Below are 18834 nucleotides of genomic sequence, written 5' to 3' on the forward strand. Positions count from 1 at the left end.
ACCCTCTTCTTTTTCACCTTAAAACCCTCCTAGTTTTTGTTTGTTAGCCAACAGAATTCGTAAGGAGCAAGTACGATTGGAGCGCTCCCAGAAATCGGCTGATCTTTTAAAATATCCCAGTTTGCAGCGACATCACACGATATCGGCTGATCAGACAAGTTATGCAACACCAGAATACTTTCCCCTGAAGCATCCACACGCCTAATCGCAAAAATTTCTTTCCCTAAATCCACAACTTCCATCGGCACATTAGGATGGAACAAAGCTTGCGTTTTACGAACTTGAATCATTTCTTTAATTCCCTCAAAAGTGCGGTGCATCAATGTTTTCTCGTCCGCAAGTCCTGCTTCAATCTCCGAAATCGGGTATTTTTTACGGTTGATGGAGCGATTATGCCCCGTTTCCGCGACACCATCCAGATCATTTCGCGCGCCTAAAATACTTTGCACGTAAACCGCCGGAACACCAGGAATCGTCAGCAATATCGAATGCGCCAACAAGAACCGTTGTAACCGCGTGTCATCATTGTCTGCCAAGCGATTCAATGCATCCATGTACGTCACATTAATCTCATACGGACTCTGCGTTCCATCCGGATTCTGCTTATACGAAACAAGCGCACCCTCCGCTTCCAAATCCGCCACCAAAGCCAAAATTTCCTTTTCCGGCAAAATTCCACGAATCGGATTTAAACCAATACCATCATGCGACGCGAGAAAATTAAAGAACGTAGCATCCGTTCCAGGCAACTCCAAATCACGCGCCCAGCCTGACAATGCTTGACCATCACCAGTATGTATCGCCTGCAAAACAAGCGGCGGCAACGGGAACTGATACACCATATGCGCCTCATCTTGGCCATTTCCGAAATAAGTAATATTGTCCTTATGCGGCACATTCGTCTCCGTAATCATCACCGTTCCTGGTGCAATCTCGTCCAAAACATCACGGAATAGCTTCACAATTTCATGCGTCTTTTCCAAATGAATACACGACGTTCCCGGCTCTTTCCACATAAATCCGACCGCATCCAGCCTTACGTACTCTGCCCCTTCTTCCAAATAAAATGCCAACACATCAATCATTTTCAGCAACACTTTTGGATTACTAAAATTCAAATCAATCTGATCCTCACTAAACGTAGTCCAAATATGCTTTTTCTGTCCATTTGATAATTTAAATTCCGTCAAAACAGGCGTCGCACGCGGCCTAGTAACTGTCGACAAATCCGTTTCTGGCGCCATCGCCACGAAAAAATCAGCGTACTCCGGATCATTATTCAAATACCCCTGAAACCACTCACTTTTCGCCGAAATATGGTTACAAACATAATCAAACATTAGCCGGACTGAATTCGATAGCGCATTCACATCTTCCCAATTACCGAGCTTCGGATCCACCATTTTATAATCGATCACAGAAAAACCATCATCCGACGAATATGGATAAAACGGCAAAATATGCACTACCTCAAACATTTCTTTCAAGTAGGCATCATACATTTCCCTCAATGTCCTCAGTGTCGGCTCCTGCTCTTTAAAAAACTGATCGCCGTATGTAATCATAACTACATCGCGCTGATCCCAGCCTTGCTTCCGTTTCCTCACATTCGCTTTCGCTCTAGATACACGTTCACGTATCTCTTTTTCAATAGATACAACGCTTTCACTTTCATATATACTTTCTAAACGCTTTAAAAGAATATCCATTTTAGCCTCCTTTTATGGTACCGCTCCCACAAAAATGAGTATATTACAGAAAGCGCTTTCTGTCAATAGTATTTTTTCTGATACGACTACTAGCTCTTGTAGAAAGCGAATTATGTCATATTGGACATCTTTACCACAATTGAGTAGAATAGAGTTTATAAAGATGGGAACGGTCTCATCAAGATATATACAAGGAGGACAACGAATGGGAGCCACCATTTACGACATCGCCCGCCACGCAGGCGTTTCAAAATCTACCGTTTCGCGAGTATTGAACAACCAAGCAAATATATCGAAAGACTCGAAAAAGCGTGTTTTAGATGCCATCGAAGCATTGCAATATAGACCCAGCAAACTGGCACGAGCACTTACTAGCTCAGGCTTTGATGCTATTATGGTCATTTCCAACCGGCCAACAAAGACCACAGCAGGAAACCCGTTTTTCTCAGAAATCATTCATTCCATCTCCGCGATTGCCGAAGATGAAAATTTCGATCTCATCCTACAAACATCTCGCAATACAGACGACGAGCTCGATAAATGCATCACTAAAATTAAAGAAAAAATGATTAAAGGTATTATTATGCTCAGCTCCCCTGCTGACGAATCTTTCTTCGAGAAACTAGATCCATACAATATCCCCATCGTCGTAACTGGAAAGATTGATGGTAATTATACCAACGTCTACTCTGTGGATACCGATAACTTCAAAGACTCCTATGAACTTACAAACTTACTTATCCAGCACGGGCATACAAATATAGCTTGTTTGCATGCACCGCTGAACTATCACGTCTCCATTGATAGACTAGCCGGTTATCGTAGCTGCCTATTCGATCATAATTTAGATATACGCCGTGACTGGATTTTAGACAGTGGCTACACCGCCGAAGATGCATATAATGCCGCAAACCAGCTACTTTCTCATCCAGATCGACCGACTGCTATTTTTGCCACCGACGATTTAAAAGTACTCAGTATATATAAAGTCGCTGCCGATCACGAGTTATCCATTCCCCAAGACCTGTCCATCGTCGGCTATAACGATCGTGTTGTCTCAACATTCCTATCACCACCACTGACCGCGATTGATATCCCAACAAAACGCCTGGGACAAACGGCAACCGAATTACTTTTCCAGCTAATCCAACAAACAGGTGCACAAAACAAAAATACCATTATCGACACGAAGCTCATTAGCGGCGCGTCCATTATTCGATTGAATGCCTGAAGAAACGCTGGATAAGATGTAGCCACTCACTAGGTTACATCTTATCCAGCGCTTTATATTTCATACATTTCTCCTATATCTTTAATCAAAATCGAGTGATCCGCCACTCCCGATAGAATTCGATAAACCTCTATCAATTGTCGATCTTCGTGATAAAGATAAAAAAACAGTATATCGATCAAAACTGGCTCTGCGATATGGCTTGGAAATAAGCTTCCCATTGTCATATAGCTTCCCAAGCATTGGAAAACTCGCTAAGTTTAACAGTAGCAACTCTATACCTTCGCTGAACTTCTGCGCTGCTTGAAATTGGCATAAGTCCTCCACTAAATAAAGGGATATTCGATCATAATCAAGGCTAGCATGCTTAGAAAATCTTATCTTCACAGTTTCAGTCATACGCTATTACCAATCTGTTGCAGGCTTCATTCTCACTCTTCTCTTCACTTCTTCCCAAGAGAATGTATCCCCACTTGCAAAATCGTTTTCTGCTTCTTGAATCTTCTCATTAACTATCTCATCCGTCAGGGCTATCCAGCTATGTTCATAGGCAAATTTGGTAGCTGTTTCATTGATAATGCTATCTTCCATGCTTGATGTCATATCATTTGCACCTCCATTTTTGTTATCACCATCGTAACACATTTCACAGCACTTTAAAAGCATTTCATTCATTTTGTGTCAAATTCGTTTTTTCAACTAGTTCCTTCGCTTTTCTACCCCTTACAAAAAAACGACACCCTAAAAATCAGAATGCCGTCTTCCAGTACTTATATTTTTTGAGTCATTACGTGAACAACATGCTCTTTATTCCCGTAAGTTCGCTGCTTCTCTTCTTCCTTCTCAAATCCAAGATGCGACCAGAATCCAATCGCCTCTGCATTCTCATCTAAAACACCGATGCGCAAGGAGTCTGCTCCTCCGTCTGTCGCCCAATCTTTAATCACTTTATAAAGAACTTTCCCAAAACCACTTTCTCGTTCTTCTGGAATAAGCATTAATAAGCCAATAATCCATTGTCCCTTTCTCGGGAAATCTGCTACAACATCAATAAGCCCAATTGGTTTATCCGCTTCATCAAGTACAGCCATAACAAATTTGTCATGCTTTGTTTTTCCCTCTGGAATCTCCGTAATAATGGTATGCGCATTTTCTCTCGTTGCGCCCGATCCTTGCTCCATTAAAAAGTAATCCTCACATTTTGCGCAAACAGCCTCCGCTAGTGCCACATCATTCTCCGTCAAAAACTTCACATGGTAATTTCGTTTTTTCTCCAAATCTCTCACCATTCCCCAATTTATTTCGTCACAGCACGCGTTTCATACTGACACATTTCCTCATAAGTCTCGATACTCATCACTACCATATCTCCATGCCCATTCTTCGTCAAAAAAATGGGTTCACTACGTTCGTGGACAATCTTGGAAATATCAGTAAAATTATTTCTTAAATCAGAAACCGGTCTAATTTCAGGCATTTCCTTGCCCTCCTTATCATAATATTATCATTATTATATCATAATTATGATATAATAGCTAGTGAAATATACAAAAAAAACAGCTGATAATCTTCCATCAGCTGTTTCCGTATTCCTCCAATTCAATAAGCACCCTCTAATATCAAAACACTGTTTCCTTCTGGATCAGCACACCGAAGTTCCTTGCCGCCCCAATCCGCTAAAAACGGTGGTTGAATATCCACACCATTAAATTTCAGCATTTCATAGGTTTTATCTAGATCCTCAGATCGAAAAACAAATTCCGTAGGGCCTTGCGTCGCTACGTCATCGTTCTCCTTACTCCAAACGATAACACCCGGTGCTTCCCGTGAAAAAGCCAATTTTGCCCCATTGTAAGCACCATGCCCTTCAAAAACAAGTGGCACACCCAATTGTTCACTATAGAAGCGCACAAACTGTTCCGGATTACTCACTGCAATATTAATACCTTCCAAACCTTTAATCATATTATCTCCTCCAACTAACTTTATTATCATTCATTTCCCTAAACATTCGAGCCAAAACTAAAACAGTTAACATTTTGTTTTAGCGCACAGAACGAGTATACTGGAACTGAGGCACAAATTGCCGATATTTCATAGAAAACTAGGAGGCTATTCGACATGAGCAAGCAAACAAATAAAACAGTTCTCATCATGAACTTCGAAACAGAAAGCAAGTCCTATCAAGCATTCTCAGAAATTAAAACACTCCATACAGAAAGAAAAATTCGCGGGGAACAAATGGCAGTCGTAGAGCACGATCATAACCATAAAATAAACGCGAAAGACTTCCTTGACTTCACAGGTGGCGACAAAAACATGAAAGGTAGTCTAATCGGCATGCTTGTTGGTATCTTGGGCGGCCCACTAGGCGTTCTCCTTGGTTGGATGACCGGTGCTATCATCGGCTCAACACAAGATGCTAAAGAAATTCGCGATGCGATGAACGTCTTCGAGAAGACATTAGAAACGATCCCCGAAGATCAAACCGGTGTTATCCTCATCGCCGAAGAAGAACATAACGAATACATTAATGATCTAGTAAATAATAAACTAGGCGGCCGCGTCATCCGCATGGACGAAGCGCTGGTATCTCACGAAATCAACGAAGCAAAACAAGCTGAAAAAGGAAGCACAAACAAGCGCTAAAAAACGTTGGTTTAACAAAAAAGAAGATTAAAAACTTGGCCCAGCATGCTACTTTTATGCTGGGTTTTCCTATGCTCGTTTATATAAAGAAATCAGCAAATCCTCTACACTTTGCATATCAACCTGCTCCGGAAGGTTCGTCTCTCTGGCTGCCTGTTCAAATTCCACCTGCAATACCGCTACCCGATCAAAAATTTCTGCAAAAGATAGCTCCCCTTTTCGAATGGCGATTAACAAATCATGCTCTGCTACCCGCTTCGTTATAATTCCTTTCCCCGCTAAAATATCCCTGCCAGTCACAAGCATTCTAACCAAATGCATCGCGTGCTTATACAAGCGCGGTAAATCCTTAGGCTGGTCCGCTTTTCCCAATTTTTCATATGTCCGCATCGTCCCCTGCAGCTCTCCATATATCCCTATAAAATCTCGCAGCGGATACCCAGATAGCTCAGCATCCATGACAATCTCGGTATTTTCCATTCGCAGTTTCAACCCATCAGGCCCCATGATTGCATATTTCGATTCTATATTGCTCATTTGTTTCTGCAACGTTTCTAATATATGCTGTTCCCGAACCGCATGTGATTCTTCATTCCGAACTAACGCATTTTGTAGTCTCTTCAATTGCGCATTCGCGTAGTTTCCAAATGTTTGCTCAATCCGCTTAGATAAAAATAATTCTGCATGACTTCGCACCATTTTCCCCGCCTCCGTGCAAATCACAATTTCAGCTTCCTCCACACCAAGCAATTCCAAGACATTCGGATTTCCTTGAGCACATAACCTGATAAATTTCTGCGCGCCAAAAATAACGGTGTCTGTCTCCTTCTCTTCAAACTGTTCAAAAGTATGCAGTCCCAACAAATAACGCTCATCTTCTATTAAAAAACCTCGAAGATCTAAATCACTTGTCGCAACATTCGTACCATAGCCATGCGAACCGCTAGCAACCAAATAAGCAATGCCCTGCAAATCTCCATTCTCTCGCAAAAAATCATATGCCGATGTCTTCACCATTGCGTGATACCCCACCAAATCAACCACTCCTTTCCGCCTATTATTCTCTATACCTAAATTATAACAAAAAAACCATACCTAAAAATAGTTTTTATCCCAGTAAAAATATCTTGACTTTGAAAGCTAATCAGGGTATTTTAAGTATAACCAATTCCTACTTATCAAGTAAGAATTACAAGAAGATCTATGAGAAAAGGGGAGAAAGTATGAAAAAAAGCATCTTATTCATTTTTACATTGGCCTTAATGTTGGTACTAGCAGCTTGTGGCGGTTCTGGAAGTTCTTCGGATAGCGCAAGCGGCTCTAAAAATAATAACGCTATTATTATTGGTGTCCCTGGTGACCCCGAAGTTGTTAACCCTCTCTATTCCAGTGACCGAGTGTCTCTAACTATTCAACAAGCCCTCTACGCACCACTATTTTGGGAGTATGATGGTAAGCCCGCTTTAGCCGATAAACTAGATATTTCTCCTGACAGTTTAACGTATACAGTAACACTAAAAGACGGTCTAACTTGGCATGATGGTAAACCATTAACTGCTGACGACGTTGTTTTCAGTGTTAATTCGATGATTGATGAAAAACAAAACAGCCCATTCCGCGGAAACTGGGTCTTTAATAACAAGCCAGTCAAAGTGGCAGCTGAAAATGCAACTACCGTAAAATTCACGTTACCACAAGTAGCACCAGCATTTGAAAATACACTAAAAACTTTCTATCCAATTCCAAAACATATTTTTGATGGCGTTGCTGATATTGGAAAGAGCGATAAAAATAACGCTCCAGTCGGCTCCGGTCCATATAAATTTGTCAATTATAAATCAGGTGAGTACTACTCATTAGAGAAGTTCGATAATTACTTCGATGGCAAACCAAAACTTGATAAAGTAACATATCGTATTACTAAAGATCAAAATGCTGCCAACCTCGCTTTGCAAAATGGTGAAATCAACCTCAAAGCAATCCAACCTGCCGAGCGTAATAAAGTAGAGAAAGCAAGTGATGTCAACATCATCACATACCCAGAAAATCGACTTAGCTATATTGCTTTCAACCAAAATGTGAAGGCTCTGAAATCGAAAGACTTACGCCAAGCTATTTCCCTGACACTGGATCGCAAAGACTTGATCGATGCTGCTTACGGTTCCCAAGAATACGCAAAACCAGCTAGCTCTTTCTTAACAGAGAACACGAAATTCTTTACCGACAAAGTCGAAACATACAATCAAGACTTAACAAAAGCTAAGGAACTGTTAGCTAAGAGTGGTTATAAATCTTCTGATAAACTAAACATCATCTACCTAAATAACAGCAAAGCCCAAGAAAGTATCGCGCTTTATGTTCAAGAACAATTAAAATCCATTGGTGTTTCTTTGGAACTAAAACCGACAGATCCAACCGCAATGAATAATATCACACTCGATCGCAAAAGTGACGCCTACTCCTTGATGCTCGGTGGTTATATCATGGGTAATGATCCTGATCCATATAAAACATTATATATGACTGGTGAACCGTACAACTACATGAACTACAGCAATCCGGCACTGGACAAACTATGGAACGAAGGCGCCGTTACCGCTGATGAGGCAAAACGTCAAACTATCTATGAACAAATTCAAACAACCATTGCTGATGACGCTGTTATTTACCCAATCTCTTATGACAACGCAGTCCTAGCAATCGGCAAGCAATATCAAGGCACAAAAGAAGCAACACCTCAACCTGTAACCATGTTCCGCGATTTGTCCAAGCTTTATATTAAGTAAAACTGGTCTCTCGCATGCTATAATAGCCTAATGTGTATAAATGAAAGCCCCAAACTGGTAGGAAAGCTTATTTTTTCCTACCGGTGAGGGCTTTACGTTGTTTTAACTATACTTTCTTGTTAGGGGCTTGTCTTCATGATACAAACAATATTCAAACGTGTGTTACAAACCATACCGATGCTCTTCATCATTTCGCTTGTGTCATTCGCATTGGTTCAATTGGCGCCTGGAGATCCTATCTCTTCTTTTGTTACGCCAAACATGAATCCCGATGACGTGGAACGAATACGTCAAAGCCTTGGACTCGATCAGCCCATTTATGTGCAATATTTTAAATGGCTAGGAAATGTGCTACAAGGTAATTTCGGGTACTCCTTAATTAATAACCAGCCCGTTCTTGGACAAATTATAGAACGACTCCCTGCGACCATTGGATTAATGGGCACCGCGCTATTTTTCACGCTATTATTTTCTATTCCACTCGGATTGATTGCCGCAGCCTATGAAAATACAAAACTAGATCGTGTTCTAAATGCAATATCTTACGTTGGTATTTCCATCCCGATTTTTTGGTTTGCCATGATTTTGATTGATGTCTTTGCGATCAAATTGCAATGGTTGCCAAGCCTTGGAATGCGTACAATCGGTGTAGAATCTTTCTGGGATGTAGCAAAACACGCTATACTTCCAGTGACCGCGCTCACTTTTCAAGGTTGCGCCTCCTATTACCGCTATGTTCGCTCCAACACCATTAATCAGCTTAAAGAAGAATACGTCTTGTTCGGCTATGCCAAAGGGCTTTCCAAAGCGCAAATTATGCAGCACCATGTCTTGAAAAATTCGTTGCTTCCCGTTATCACTTTACTCGGTATGTATTTACCTCAAATCATTACTGGCGCGTTCATAACCGAGAGTGTCTTCTCTTGGCCAGGTATGGGATCGCTTGGTATAAACGCTATTTTTCAATTAGATTATCCGATGATTATGGCTATTACCATGTTCTCCGCCCTGTTACTCATTATCGGTAACTTGCTTGCCGATGTCGCCTACACGATTATCGATCCGCGTATAAGGGAGGTTAGCTAATCATGATGAAAGCCGATTTTTCTAAATTCACTAAACCAAAAAATGTTCAGCCTCCTGAAAAGGCACAATTACCACGTGAACGTACATTCTGGCATTTCCTATTGAGCGAAAAGCGTGGACTCTTTGCTATTGGTCTATTAGTCCTGCTAGCCTTAGCTTGTGGCCTGGCTTTCCTGTCTCCGTATGACCCGAATGCGCTATCGATTCAAGATAAACTGTTGCCACCTAGTTCATCGCACTGGTTCGGTACCGATGATCATGGGCGCGATTATTTTACACGTGTCCTTTACGGAGGCCGAGTATCATTAACTGTTGGTTTCCTCGCTATGTTAATTGCCCTTGTTGTGGGAACGGTCGCGGGAACAATCAGTGGTTATTTCGGTGGTATTGTAGATAGTTTACTAATGCGCTTCTTAGATATCTTTATGTCAATTCCAGCATTTTTCTTGTTGATGATCTTAAATGCTTATTTAACTCCTGGTATTGGAAATATCATCTTGATTATTGGTCTTTTATCTTGGATGGATGTCGCCCGGATTGTACGCGCGGAGACACTATCATTAAAAGAGCGAGAATTCATCCTGTACTCTAAGTCCAGTGGTGCAGGTGTTTGGCACATCATCATTCGACATATCATCCCAAACGCGATGCCTTCTATCGTTGTTGCTGCCTCGTTAAATATTGCAGCTGCTATTCTAACCGAATCTGCCCTTAGTTTCTTGGGACTTGGTGTACAACAACCTAATTCGTCTTGGGGTAGTATGCTAAACAACGCGCAGAGTTATATCGGAGATGCTACTTATTTAGCACTCTTTCCTGGCGCCTTGATTCTACTTACGATTCTGTCGTTTAACATTCTTGGCGATGTGTTCCGAAAAGGCTTGGAACCTCGAGATATTCATAAATAATGATTATGTACAGCCGGAAAGCGTGGTTTTCGCCACATCTTCCGGCTGTTTCTTTATTTTACTTTCAATTCGATAACATCTGCTCTCATTTCGTTAACGGCATGTTCAATAATTTTAATTTCACTGGCGAGTTCGCTCAAATTATCAATTGTTTTTTGGTAACGCTCTTCCCGCTCGTCATTCTTCCGCATCATCCAGACAAGCAATGCTACAAATAAGATGCCAAAGGTGATCTCGGTTGCGTTAGCCACTAAATTCTCTAATCCCGTAATAATCACTTCCAAACTGTAATAGTTTTTCTTCTCCATCTCCATCATACCCCCATTTTAGTATGATATTCCTTACTTTTGTTAGCGAACTAACGTTGCTTGATTCTGTACTTTCTCCGCAAGATACGCTTCTAATAAATCTTCTAACGCGCTTTTCTTAAGTCTGTAAAAATGCGATTCACTCCACCCGATACTCATATATACCTCAATATTGGTCTGCTTCTTTCGTGACATATACTTTGTTATAATGACCTCCCGTTGATCACTATTTAACTTATTTATCGCATCTGTCACTCGTCTAATTTCGGCATATGAAGGTGTTTCTGCGATTTTTTTGGTTAGCCTCAAGCCATTTTCTTTCGTGCGTCTTGGCATGCTTCGCTTTGGTAGGCTTAATAATAATGTGTGGTACTTGAATAATAAACGCTCGGCTTCTTTGCATTTGCTCATTCATTATGCTCCCCCTAGGACTGCTTTATTTTGGTTAGAATCATTTCATAGAGTTCATTTCGCTCCTGTGCATTCCATGATGCTAATTGTTGTTTAGAGTATGTCGAGTAATAGCTGATTAAAGATAATTGTGTGCGCATAGTACTCGCTTCCTCATCATTATTTTCTAGTTTTACTTGTTCTTTTCTCAGATTTTTGATTTTATGACATATGAAGCATTTGCGATTGCATTTATGAAAGGTAACCGCTTGTTCATTGTGAAAATCAACTAGCCGCGAGAATAGAATGTTGATTTCTCTCTGTCTTTTTTTATTCATATTCCTCTCTCCCTTGCCCCATTTTTAAGGAGTAACCTTACTATAAACTCCTCTGAAACCGAAGTCAAGGAAAAAACGAACACTTGTTCTGTATCGTTTTTTTAGTTGGCTGTATAGCTAGGTTAAAGCGGTTTATTTTTTTATAATTTGGGAGTTTTTTTTGAATATTTTATGCTATAATAAAAACATTAATGTTCGAAAACTAACAGATGGATGGAGATGCTTGCATGGCTTTTGTCGAAATGGATCGGATCTATAAACGCTACCAGTTAGGCGAGAAAATAGTGACGGCAAATGATGGGATTACATTTCAAATAGAACAGGGCGAATTTGTTATTATTGTCGGGCCTTCTGGTGCTGGAAAATCGACAGTACTCAATATTTTGGGTGGCATGGATATGAGCGATGAGGGGCATATTTACATTGATGGGACTGATATTGCGGCATTTACCGCGAAGCAATTGACGGGATATCGGAGACAAGATGTTGGTTTTGTATTCCAGTTTTATAATCTGGTGCCTAGTTTGACGGCGAAAGAGAATGTGGAACTGGCAACGCAAATATCGCCGAAAGCGCTGGATGCTGAGTTGGTTTTGAAGCAGGTAGGACTCGAAGAACGGATGGATAACTTTCCGGCGCAACTTTCTGGTGGGGAACAGCAACGTGTCGCCATTGCGCGTGCGCTTGCGAAACAGCCGAAGTTACTGCTATGCGATGAGCCTACGGGAGCACTTGATTATAACACCGGGAAATCGGTTCTAAAATTGTTGCAGGATACGTGCCGGAATACTGGTACGACAGTGATTGTCATTACGCATAATACAGCGATCACACCAATTGCTGACCGGATCATTGAGATTAATAATGCTAAAGTTCGCGATATAAAAATCCAAAAAAATCCAGTTTCGATCGACAGCATTGAATGGTAAGGAGAATCAGATGAAAAAAGCATTATGGAAAGACATATGGCGAGAAATCGCAAAATCTAAAGGACGATTCATCTCGATTTTCTTACTGATCGCGCTAGGTGTAGCCTTTTTTGTAGGCTTGAAGGCAACTGGACCCGACATGATCCATACAACCGATAAATACTACGATTCGCAAAATTTGATGGACTTACAGGTGCAATCGACATACGGTTTGAATAAAGAGGATATCGCCATTTTAAATGACGTTCCTGGTGTGAGAGATGTGCAACCAGGCTATACGGCAGATGTGATGTTTCGGGATTCGTTACTGATTACGAAGGTTTTTTCTTTATCGCCAAACAATTTAGTCAATAAATATACGGTTGAGCGAGGACACCTACCACAGAAAAGTGGCGAAATCGCGCTCGATTCGGTCAATAAAGCAACAAGCCGTTATAAAATCGGTGACAAGCTTACGTTTGTGAACAGCGATGGAAGTGCTATAAAGGGGAAATTCCACACCGCGACTTTTACTGTAGTTGGAACGGTTTCTTCGGCTTCATACATTGAGAAAGGAACTCGTGGAACATCCACGATTGGGAATGGGCGTGCGGATATTTTTGCGGTGATTCCAGAAAGCGATTTTGACGCGAAGTATTATTCGACGGCACTTTTGACGTTTGATAATACGGCTGACTCGGAGGCTTACAGCGATGAGTATGATTCGGCAATGGAGCGCAACACGGCGCTTGTGAAGAACGCCTTGAAGGAGCAGCCAAAAGCAAGGCTCAGTGCAATTCAGGCCGATGGGCAAGCAAAGATTGAGGATGGAAAACGGGAGATTGCAGATGGTTTGGCTAAGCTTGATCGAAATCAGCAGAAACTAGATGCTGCGCGCGCGAAGCTTGATCAAGGCTGGACGGAATATGAGGACGGAAAACGCGAACTGGAAACGAAGTTGGCGCAAGGTCAGGCCGAGATTAACAGAAATGAAGCCAAGCTTGCGAAAGCGAAGAAAGATATCGCTGTCGCAGAACGCAAAATAAGAGATGGGCAAGCCCAAATTAGCGATGCGCAAACACAGTTAGCAGAGGCGCATCAGGAGCTCGAAGACGCGCAAATGACGCTTGATGATAGCAAAACACAACTTGCGATGGTACAGCGCTTTTATGATGCTGTGAAGGACTACACGCTGGGTGATATTCCAACTGTAGACTTAGATCCAGAAACGCAGCAAGAAATTATCGACAATGCGGATATGTTTAACCCTGAACTCGGTGACTATGTGCAAGACTATTTTGATGGGACACTTTCTGAAGCACAGTTAAACCGCTTGAAAACAGAAGCATCGCGACAATTAACGCGTGCCAATAAAGAAGTTGCAGATGCACAACTTGAAATTAACCGAAATCGCCAACTACTCGCGAACAAAGAGCGTCAGTTAGCTGAAAAGAAACGCGAATTAGATCAAGCAAAAGTGAAGCTTGCGCAAGGCAAAAAAGATTATGCAAGCGGAATGGCTCAACTAAAGAAAGGAAAGCAACAACTAGCCGACGCCAAAACTGCAGGCTATGCCAAGCTTGACGATGCCAGAGCTCAATTGGACAATGCTGAATCAGCATACGCCGCCAATTTAGCAACTTTTGAAAAAGAAAAGAAGAAAGCTCTTGCAGAAATTGCAAAAGCAAAGAAAGATCTCCAAATGGCGCAAGAAAAGTTAGACGCTCTCGAATTACCTAAGTATTTTATTAGTGATCGAACGGACAATCCTGGTTATACAGAATATAAAGACAATGCGGATCGGATTGCCTCACTTTCTACCGCTTTCCCGGTGTTTTTCTTTTTAATTGCAGCGCTTGTTTGTTTAACGACAATGACGCGGATGATTGAGGAACAGAGAACACAGACTGGGACGCTAAAAGCACTCGGTTATAGCAATATCGATATTATCGCTAAATTCCTTGTATACGGCTCGCTCGCAAGCTTAGCCGGGACAGTAATTGGGCTCGCAATTGGTTTTCAAGTCTTCCCGCAGATTATTTTTGTTGCTTATGGCTCCCTTTATAATTTGCCAGCGCTTGATATTTCATTTTATTGGAGCTATAGCTTGATTTCGCTTGCCGTTGCACTGTTTTGTACCACTTTGACAGCTTTTGTGTCGTGTCGCGCGGAATTGCGAGAAAACGCTGCTTCCCTGATGCGCCCGAAAGCTCCAAAAAACGGGAAACGAATCTTGTTGGAACGCGTGCCTTTTATCTGGAAGCGAATGAATTTCACAAGTAAAGTGACAGCGCGCAATATCTTCCGTTATAAACAGCGAATGTTGATGACTATCCTTGGTGTGGCAGGCTGTACGGCGCTTCTACTCACCGGCTTTGGTCTCAAGAATTCAATTGGTGATATCGTGCCATTACAATATGACCAAATTATGAAGTATGATGCTGTGGTCGTTTTGGACAGCAATGCCACCAAAACACCGCTCAAAGACTACAACGATATCATCGATAATACGCCAAATGTTAAAAGCGCCCTCGATGTTGGTCAAAAAAATATGACGGCAGTCGAAAAAGGTGTCGCAAATCAAGCTCTCACTCTGATTACACCGAAGTCGATGGAGAATTTCAGCAACTACGTCACATTGCGCGACCGTAAAACCCACGCTCCCGTACCACTTACGGATAACGGCGCGGTACTCTCGGAAAAGCTGGCGAAACTTTACGGCGTAAAACCTGGCGATTCTTTAACGATCAAAGACGGCGACAACCATCGCTACAAAATCAAGGTCACTGGCATCACAGAAACCTACGCGATGCACTATATTTACACGACGCCAACCTACTACCAGCAAGTTTTCCAAGACAAACCAGAATACAACACACAACTGCTACAACTTAAAAATACGGATCAAAAATGGCAAGATAATTTTGCGGAAAAATTACTCATAAATCCAGCTGTGCTCGCCGTCACTTACACAAATAAAGCAAGCAACGCATTCGGCAGCACGATGGACAGTCTAGATATCGTCATCATCGTCCTGATTATCTCAGCTGCGGCGCTCGCCTTCATCGTTTTATACAACTTGACGAACATCAACGTTTCCGAGCGAATTCGCGAATTATCCACCATCAAAGTACTCGGATTCTATCCAAAAGAAGTCACGATGTATGTTTACCGCGAAAACCTGATTCTAAGTTTGATGGGGATCGTAGTCGGTTTCGTGCTTGGTACCTTCTTGCATCGCTTCGTCACATCAACAGCCGAAGTTGATATTTTGATGTTCAGCCCGACGATCCATGCGATGAGTTATGTATACGCAGCGCTTCTAACACTGCTGTTCTCAACGCTCGTCATGATCGTCATGCATCTCAAACTAAAACGCGTAGATATGATCGAAGCTCTTAAATCAGTTGAATAAATACGCGATTTCCTCTGCAAATTTTGTAGGGGAAATCTTTTTCATTCCTATCCTTCCAATATTTCTCTTAGCTTATATGTGTCCACAAGAAACTGACGTCTCATCGGAAAGATGGCTTCCATACTCTGCAACTGTTGCAATGTTTCCGTTAATTTATAATGTTGGATATTCAAAAACTTAGCTATATTGGCACGACTAATCGCCTTCGGAAAACGTACCAAGTCATCACCTTTTTCCGTTATTCCAAATTTTAATGCTAAGTCTAGTAAAGCCTGCGCTGTCCGCTTTTCGACACTCATTAGTAGCAAAACTTCCTTGTTTATTAGCCATCTTAATCGTCTCTGTACATAACCATAGTAATAAAAAAAGCTGCCTTCTATTGTGCTTAATTTTTCTAAAACATGCGCTTGTTGATATTTTTCTGTCATTAACTCCTTAGAAAGAACCGTGAACGTGTAAGCCGCGCGAGTTTTCACTACGAAATCAGGTAAACCAAACATGTCTCCTTCTCCCAAAAACGCTACTATTTCGCCATTTTTCGTCACCTTGACTTGCCCACTTGCGATGACATAGACAAGTCCCTCCTTGTCGCTTTCTTCGATAACGGTTCCCTTTTTAAAGACTTTCGGTACACCTTCTATCTCCTGCTTTAAAATATCTATAAAATCCGCTTGGCTAAAATCCGTTATAATCTTGTCGGGGGTTGGCATATTTTTTATGTTATTCATCTAAGCGCCTCCTTCAAAAGTTTCCTCTTACAACTATAACTCTACCAGATTTTTAAGCCCTCACTGCCCTATTTCACAAAATAGCTAGATACTATCTTTTTTATGAAACTCGGGATACTTATTTAAACTCGGAATCCTCTGCTATTCGCTCCATCCCCTTTTCCCAATTGTTCCAATTCAACAGCACCCATTCTCGGCTCTTTAAAATCCAATTCTCTTCAATCAAGATTTTTCGAATGCCAAACAAGTACTCCCTAGAGCAATTTACATGCTTAGAAAACTCAACTTGCGTCAGTACTCTTGGTATATGACAATCCTCCTCGTGCACGGTTCCGATCTGGTTCGCTAATTGAAAAAGAAATACCATAATCCGCTCTCTAGTCGGTAAAACTAATAAATCAATTCGATCCAACAACAATTGTGTAATCTCATTTTTTTGACGTTCCCGTCGTTTGCTATACAAGATTGAATCTTGCTGAATGAGCTTCCCTAATTTTGTATCTTGTTTTGATTCATAAACAACCGCTCCATTACTAAAATAGGAATCACAAATAAACATATCCCCTTGACTGATAAATTTCACTAAATGCTGTGACACATTGCACGCTAATATACCAGATAAAACAACGTACTCCCCTACTTCTGTAAAGCGATCTCCCTTTTTCAAATGGATAATTTCGTACATGCTTTCTTTGCCCTCCTTTTGTAATACTGGACAATGTACACCTCAGCGTACCATCCTTTTTTGCTAAGACTCTTCTGTATTCTTATTTTACTGCTTTTCTTTTCTTCAAAAATCTAGTTTTCCAGAAATTTCGCAAAAAAAACACCCCATAATGAGGCGTTTTTTCAACTTATTGTTCTTCCCTATATACAAAACTCCTAAATCGTAATAAATCTCGTTCCGTTGGGGGCATATGCCATACCAAAACATCGATATCATACTTTTGCTGTAACGGGAAATCACTTAAGATAAGATCGCAATCTGGTTCGTGTTCTCGAGGCTCTAAATCTTCACAAAACACAACAAGCTCCTCCGTATAATACTTGCGAATTTCTGATTTCAAATATATCTCCCAAAAATAGCCGTTTTTAGAAATCACCTTCACATGTAAGCGACTCTCTTCAATCTCATTCAACAGCACAAAACTAAATAAATCGTTTATATGATTGGCAATAATATTTTTATTATCCCGAATATAACTATAGCCCGGTTGTTTTTCAAAACTTGCTAGTACACCCAGTATATCTTCCATCATTTGATTCTCAGGTATCTTTTGTTTACTAAAATAATCAATATCTGGAATTAAATGCTTCTTCTCAACAAATGTAAAACGCGTTAAATAATCGAGCACTGTAGCTAGTAACGTATCAAAGTCTGTTACTTTATCTTTCAAGAGGGAAGCAATGGCTACCCCCACTTCATAACGCTTAGAGCGATATTTCTCATGATAAGCCATTCTGAATTCAATCCGCGAATGATCTAAATAAGAAAACGAACCTAGCGCACTTAACAGCAAAATCAAATGCCGCTCCTCTCTATCCAATGGGGCTCCAAGTTGTTTCTCCAAACTACTAAAATCAATTTTTTTGGCCTCATAGTACTCTTCTAAATCATCCATGTAATCTGCTTCGTCAAGCAACTCAACTTTGTAGCCTTGCTTAATGCGAGTGAGCGAAACACCAATAGCAATCGCATAATCCATCCTAGCCGTTAGCGAGAAAAATATCCGTAAATTGCTTTCCATACTCTTAATAAAAATATCGATCGTCTCAAAATCAAAGTCTTCTATAATCCATCCAGAATACGGATAACATTTACTGAACAAGTAAAAGAAATGAAACCGAATATTCATCTCATGCCCTAAAATTTGTAACGGCGAGTTATTTAATATCAGCCTACTCTCTGCAAGGTACGTATCCATTTCCTTCAGCTTGGCATAGTAACTCGTAAGTCCGACATATTTCTTCGTTGCCCACTCATGAGGTAATAGTTTTTCATCATTAAACATCGATAGACTAAGTTCAAATAAGTCACTTGTTGTAATCTTATAAGCAACTAGATAGTCGAAATTAATATCTGGTGGTACATGTAAAAATAATTTTTTGTCCACTTCTACAACTTGCGCCAAATCTTCTGCAAAAAGATCATTTATGGCTATTATATCTTGATTCAGGGTATTTAATCCACACGTTGCTACTTCTGTTAAGATTTTTTTGCTGACTGGCTTCTCTGAGCTAAACAACACATCTAAAATAACTAACCTACGATACGATGTGGCCGAAACAATACTTTTCATTGCGTTTATCCCCTCTCCCAATCTCACAATACGGAACCCTTATTCATCCAATGATTGAACTACTTATGCACGACCATT

At 41.0% G+C, this 18834-nt stretch carries 18 protein-coding genes and 1 pseudogene; 7 read left to right on the top strand and 12 right to left on the bottom strand.

What is annotated here, in order from left to right; translation table 11 throughout:
* Window positions 1–29 precede the first annotated feature (29 nt).
* Window positions 30–1709 (bottom strand): alpha-amylase family glycosyl hydrolase, encoded by a 1680-nt coding sequence (locus PGRAN_RS08910; protein ID WP_036066563.1) that lies wholly within the window; start codon window positions 1707–1709, stop codon window positions 30–32.
* Window positions 1710–1914: 205 nt separating this feature from the next.
* Here PGRAN_RS08910 and PGRAN_RS08915 point away from each other — a divergent pair, with 205 nt between their 5' ends.
* On the top strand, window positions 1915–2940 hold the full coding sequence (locus tag PGRAN_RS08915) for a LacI family DNA-binding transcriptional regulator (protein WP_036066564.1): 1026 nt from the start codon (window positions 1915–1917) through the stop codon (window positions 2938–2940).
* 81 nt (window positions 2941–3021) lie between these two features.
* On the opposite strand, the gene PGRAN_RS17785 is transcribed toward PGRAN_RS08915, so the two are convergent.
* The 5 genes from PGRAN_RS17785 to PGRAN_RS08935 form a co-directional block, all read right to left on the bottom strand.
* Window positions 3022–3339 carry a type II toxin-antitoxin system RelE/ParE family toxin gene (locus tag PGRAN_RS17785; protein ID WP_077914647.1) on the bottom strand — a complete coding sequence of 106 codons (318 nt, stop codon included), beginning with the start codon at window positions 3337–3339 and terminating at the stop codon, window positions 3022–3024.
* Window positions 3340–3345: 6 nt separating this feature from the next.
* Window positions 3346–3543 (bottom strand): hypothetical protein, encoded by a 198-nt coding sequence (locus PGRAN_RS08920; RefSeq protein ID WP_036066565.1) that lies wholly within the window; start codon window positions 3541–3543, stop codon window positions 3346–3348.
* Window positions 3544–3710: 167 nt separating this feature from the next.
* The gene (locus tag PGRAN_RS08925) at window positions 3711–4217 is read right to left on the bottom strand and encodes a GNAT family N-acetyltransferase (protein WP_376701057.1); all 507 of its coding nucleotides are present in this window, start codon (window positions 4215–4217) and stop codon (window positions 3711–3713) included.
* A 20-nt stretch (window positions 4218–4237) separates the two neighbouring features.
* The gene (locus tag PGRAN_RS08930; protein WP_077913905.1) at window positions 4238–4417 is read right to left on the bottom strand and encodes a type II toxin-antitoxin system Phd/YefM family antitoxin; all 180 of its coding nucleotides are present in this window, start codon (window positions 4415–4417) and stop codon (window positions 4238–4240) included.
* 122 nt (window positions 4418–4539) lie between these two features.
* A complete protein-coding gene (locus PGRAN_RS08935; RefSeq protein WP_036066568.1) occupies window positions 4540–4905 on the bottom strand; it encodes a VOC family protein in 366 nt (121 codons plus the stop codon).
* Window positions 4906–5061: 156 nt separating this feature from the next.
* On the opposite strand from PGRAN_RS08935, the pseudogene PGRAN_RS08940 reads away from it, so the two are divergent.
* A pseudogene (locus PGRAN_RS08940) lies at window positions 5062–5620 on the top strand (DUF1269 domain-containing protein).
* 38 nt (window positions 5621–5658) lie between these two features.
* Here the strand turns inward: PGRAN_RS08940 and PGRAN_RS08945 are convergent.
* Window positions 5659–6633: a DNA polymerase beta superfamily protein gene (locus PGRAN_RS08945; RefSeq protein ID WP_206537361.1), complete on the bottom strand. Its 975-nt coding sequence runs from the start codon at window positions 6631–6633 to the stop codon at window positions 5659–5661.
* Between the two features lie 179 nt (window positions 6634–6812).
* Between PGRAN_RS08945 and PGRAN_RS08950 the strand changes: the two genes are divergently transcribed.
* The 3 genes from PGRAN_RS08950 to PGRAN_RS08960 all read left to right on the top strand — a co-directional run bounded on the left by PGRAN_RS08950 (window position 6813) and on the right by PGRAN_RS08960 (window position 10369).
* On the top strand, window positions 6813–8375 hold the full coding sequence (locus PGRAN_RS08950; RefSeq protein WP_036066569.1) for an ABC transporter substrate-binding protein: 1563 nt from the start codon (window positions 6813–6815) through the stop codon (window positions 8373–8375).
* Window positions 8376–8510: 135 nt separating this feature from the next.
* A complete protein-coding gene (locus PGRAN_RS08955; RefSeq protein WP_036066570.1) occupies window positions 8511–9461 on the top strand; it encodes an ABC transporter permease in 951 nt (316 codons plus the stop codon).
* 5 nt (window positions 9462–9466) lie between these two features.
* Window positions 9467–10369, top strand: coding sequence for an ABC transporter permease (locus PGRAN_RS08960; RefSeq protein WP_036066655.1), 903 nt, complete (start codon window positions 9467–9469; stop codon window positions 10367–10369).
* 53 nt (window positions 10370–10422) lie between these two features.
* Here the strand turns inward: PGRAN_RS08960 and PGRAN_RS08965 are convergent, their stop codons facing one another.
* Window positions 10423–10677: a BhlA/UviB family holin-like peptide gene (locus tag PGRAN_RS08965; protein WP_051998544.1), complete on the bottom strand. Its 255-nt coding sequence runs from the start codon at window positions 10675–10677 to the stop codon at window positions 10423–10425.
* 42 nt (window positions 10678–10719) lie between these two features.
* On the bottom strand, window positions 10720–11088 hold the full coding sequence (locus tag PGRAN_RS08970; RefSeq protein WP_036066572.1) for an ArpU family phage packaging/lysis transcriptional regulator: 369 nt from the start codon (window positions 11086–11088) through the stop codon (window positions 10720–10722).
* A gap of 544 nt (window positions 11089–11632) precedes the next feature.
* On the opposite strand from PGRAN_RS08970, the gene PGRAN_RS08980 reads away from it, so the two are divergent.
* Together PGRAN_RS08980 and PGRAN_RS08985 are read left to right on the top strand one after the other, a co-directional pair.
* Window positions 11633–12334 carry an ABC transporter ATP-binding protein gene (locus tag PGRAN_RS08980; protein WP_036066576.1) on the top strand — a complete coding sequence of 234 codons (702 nt, stop codon included), beginning with the start codon at window positions 11633–11635 and terminating at the stop codon, window positions 12332–12334.
* 10 nt (window positions 12335–12344) lie between these two features.
* The gene (locus tag PGRAN_RS08985) at window positions 12345–15728 is read left to right on the top strand and encodes an ABC transporter permease (RefSeq protein ID WP_036066578.1); all 3384 of its coding nucleotides are present in this window, start codon (window positions 12345–12347) and stop codon (window positions 15726–15728) included.
* A 47-nt stretch (window positions 15729–15775) separates the two neighbouring features.
* On the opposite strand, the gene PGRAN_RS08990 is transcribed toward PGRAN_RS08985, so the two are convergent.
* The 3 genes from PGRAN_RS08990 to PGRAN_RS09000 all read right to left on the bottom strand — a co-directional run bounded on the left by PGRAN_RS08990 (window position 15776) and on the right by PGRAN_RS09000 (window position 18756).
* A complete protein-coding gene (locus PGRAN_RS08990) occupies window positions 15776–16456 on the bottom strand; it encodes a Crp/Fnr family transcriptional regulator (RefSeq protein WP_036066579.1) in 681 nt (226 codons plus the stop codon).
* A gap of 118 nt (window positions 16457–16574) precedes the next feature.
* Complete coding sequence (locus PGRAN_RS08995) at window positions 16575–17141, bottom strand: cyclic nucleotide-binding domain-containing protein (protein WP_036066580.1); 567 nt, start codon at window positions 17139–17141, stop codon at window positions 16575–16577.
* Window positions 17142–17310: 169 nt separating this feature from the next.
* Window positions 17311–18756, bottom strand: a complete 1446-nt coding sequence (locus tag PGRAN_RS09000; protein WP_036066582.1) for an AcpB/EbpR/MafR family transcriptional regulator — start codon at window positions 18754–18756, stop codon at window positions 17311–17313.
* Window positions 18757–18834: the final 78 nt, after the last annotated feature.

Origin of the sequence: Listeria grandensis FSL F6-0971, from assembly GCF_000525835.1 — a bacterium.
GTDB classification, from domain to species: domain Bacteria; phylum Bacillota; class Bacilli; order Lactobacillales; family Listeriaceae; genus Listeria_A; species Listeria_A grandensis.

Coding starts and splice junctions, on each gene's coding strand:
- PGRAN_RS08980 (WP_036066576.1), top strand. CDS start 11,633: ATGGCTTTTGTCGAAATGGATCGGATCTATAAACGCTACCAGTTAGGC.
- PGRAN_RS08915 (WP_036066564.1), top strand. CDS start 1,915: ATGGGAGCCACCATTTACGACATCGCCCGCCACGCAGGCGTTTCAAAA.
- PGRAN_RS08955 (WP_036066570.1), top strand. CDS start 8,511: ATGATACAAACAATATTCAAACGTGTGTTACAAACCATACCGATGCTC.
- PGRAN_RS08995 (WP_036066580.1), bottom strand. CDS start 17,141: ATGTACGAAATTATCCATTTGAAAAAGGGAGATCGCTTTACAGAAGTA.
- PGRAN_RS09000 (WP_036066582.1), bottom strand. CDS start 18,756: ATGAAAAGTATTGTTTCGGCCACATCGTATCGTAGGTTAGTTATTTTA.
- PGRAN_RS08950 (WP_036066569.1), top strand. CDS start 6,813: ATGAAAAAAAGCATCTTATTCATTTTTACATTGGCCTTAATGTTGGTA.
- PGRAN_RS08970 (WP_036066572.1), bottom strand. CDS start 11,088: ATGAGCAAATGCAAAGAAGCCGAGCGTTTATTATTCAAGTACCACACA.
- PGRAN_RS17785 (WP_077914647.1), bottom strand. CDS start 3,339: ATGACTGAAACTGTGAAGATAAGATTTTCTAAGCATGCTAGCCTTGAT.
- PGRAN_RS08960 (WP_036066655.1), top strand. CDS start 9,467: ATGAAAGCCGATTTTTCTAAATTCACTAAACCAAAAAATGTTCAGCCT.
- PGRAN_RS08920 (WP_036066565.1), bottom strand. CDS start 3,543: ATGACATCAAGCATGGAAGATAGCATTATCAATGAAACAGCTACCAAA.
- PGRAN_RS08965 (WP_051998544.1), bottom strand. CDS start 10,677: ATGGAGAAGAAAAACTATTACAGTTTGGAAGTGATTATTACGGGATTA.
- PGRAN_RS08990 (WP_036066579.1), bottom strand. CDS start 16,456: ATGAATAACATAAAAAATATGCCAACCCCCGACAAGATTATAACGGAT.
- PGRAN_RS08930 (WP_077913905.1), bottom strand. CDS start 4,417: ATGCCTGAAATTAGACCGGTTTCTGATTTAAGAAATAATTTTACTGAT.
- PGRAN_RS08935 (WP_036066568.1), bottom strand. CDS start 4,905: ATGATTAAAGGTTTGGAAGGTATTAATATTGCAGTGAGTAATCCGGAA.
- PGRAN_RS08910 (WP_036066563.1), bottom strand. CDS start 1,709: ATGGATATTCTTTTAAAGCGTTTAGAAAGTATATATGAAAGTGAAAGC.
- PGRAN_RS08985 (WP_036066578.1), top strand. CDS start 12,345: ATGAAAAAAGCATTATGGAAAGACATATGGCGAGAAATCGCAAAATCT.